Below are 1,527 nucleotides of genomic sequence, written 5' to 3'. Positions count from 1 at the left end.
GCGCGGAGCTGGAGGGCGCGGTCGGCGGCGGGGCCGGGGGTGAAGTGGCCGGTGGCGGTGCCCTCCTCGATGAGGGCGACCAGGTCGGCCTGCCAGGGGGCCTCGATCTCCTGCTGGCCCCGGCGGATCTCGGCGCTGGCGGGGGAGCGGCCCCACACCTCGACCCACAGGATCCAGCGCGGGTCGCCCGGCCCCTCGGGCAGGTAGAGGCGCAGGTACGCGTCGAGGCGCTGCCAGGGGTCGAGCGAGCGGTCGGCGAGGGCCGCGTGGCGGCGGGCGCCGAGCTGGTCCTCGCTCCAGCGGAGGGTCTCCAGCAGCAGCTGGTCCTTGCTGCCGAAGTAGTAGAGCAGGTGTCCGGCGCTCATCTGGAGCTGTTTGCCGAGTCCGGCCATGGTGAGTTTGGCGAGCCCGTGTTCGGCGATCGCGGCCCGGGCGGTGGCGTAGACCTCCTCGCGGGGGCGCGCCGGTCGGCGCGGGCGGGGGTCGGCCATGCGCGGTGCTCTCCCTCGGTGGTGCGGAGCTTGGAAGGCCACCCGGGCGGGAGGGTGAGGCTCCCGCCCGGGGGCACGAACGTCGGAGCGCGCGACGTCAGAGCGCGCGGCGTCAGAGCGTAGTCGTCGGTGCGCGCGACGTCAGAGCGCCTTCGGCTGCTGCTGGGTGATGCAGTGGATGCCGCCTCCGTTGGCGAAGATCTCGCGGGCGTCGACGAGTTCGACGGTGCGGCCCGGGTAGGCCTCGGCGAGGATCGCGGCGGCCTCCTGGTCGCGCGGGTCGTCGAAGGCGCACAGCACGACGGCGCCGTTGGCCACGTAGTGGTTGATGTAGGAGTAGTCGACGGGCTCGCCGTCCTCGTCCGACAGGACGGTGGGGGCGGGCAGTTCGATGACCTCCAGCTGCCGGCCCTGGGCGTCGGTGGCGGCGCGCAGGGTGGCGACCAGTTCCTTGCAGACCTCGTGGTCGGGGTGGGCGGGGTCGGGCTGCACGTGGGCGACGACGACGCCGGGGCGGACGAACGAGGCGACGATGTCGATGTGGCCGCGGGTGCCGAACTCGTCGTAGTCGCGGGTGAGTCCGCGCGGCAGCCAGATCGCCTTGGTGGTGCCGAGGAAGGCGTGCAGCTCGGCCTCGACCTCCTCCTTGGTCCAGTGCGCGTTGCGGCCCTCGCCGAGCTGGACGGTCTCGGTGACCAGCACCGTGCCCTCGCCGTCGACGTGGATGCCGCCGCCCTCGTTGATCAGCCGGGAGGCGAAGCGCTGAATGCCCGTCAGGTCGCCGATGTGCTCGGCGATGTGCTGGTCCTTGTCCCAGCGGGCCCAGGACTGGGCGCCCCAGCCGTTGAAGATCCAGTCGGCGGCGGCCACCGAGCCCTTGCCGTCGATCAGGAAGGACGGACCGATGTCGCGCATCCAGGCGTCGTTGAGCGGGCGCTCGACGATCTCGACCTTCTCGGAGACGTACTCGCGGGCGTCCGCGGTCTCACCGGTGTTGACGATCAGCGTGACCGGTTCGTACCGGACGATGGTGTCG

At 72.4% G+C, this 1,527-nt stretch carries 2 protein-coding genes; both read right to left on the bottom strand.

The annotated features are described in order from the left end of the window. Positions 1-491: TetR/AcrR family transcriptional regulator (locus tag J0670_RS37805; protein ID WP_207817297.1), on the bottom strand; the 491-nt coding region annotated here is incomplete at its 3' end. Positions 492-632: 141 nt separating this feature from the next. Then, a partial coding sequence (locus tag J0670_RS37800) for an agmatine/peptidylarginine deiminase (protein WP_207817296.1) occupies positions 633-1,527 on the bottom strand: 895 nt, incomplete at its 5' end.

The organism is Streptomyces sp. FH025 (genome assembly GCF_017427025.1).
Taxonomy (GTDB): Bacteria; Actinomycetota; Actinomycetes; order Streptomycetales; family Streptomycetaceae; genus Kitasatospora.
The sequence above is the reverse complement of the archived record's forward strand: the minus strand, read 5'-3'. Positions and strand labels throughout refer to the sequence as shown.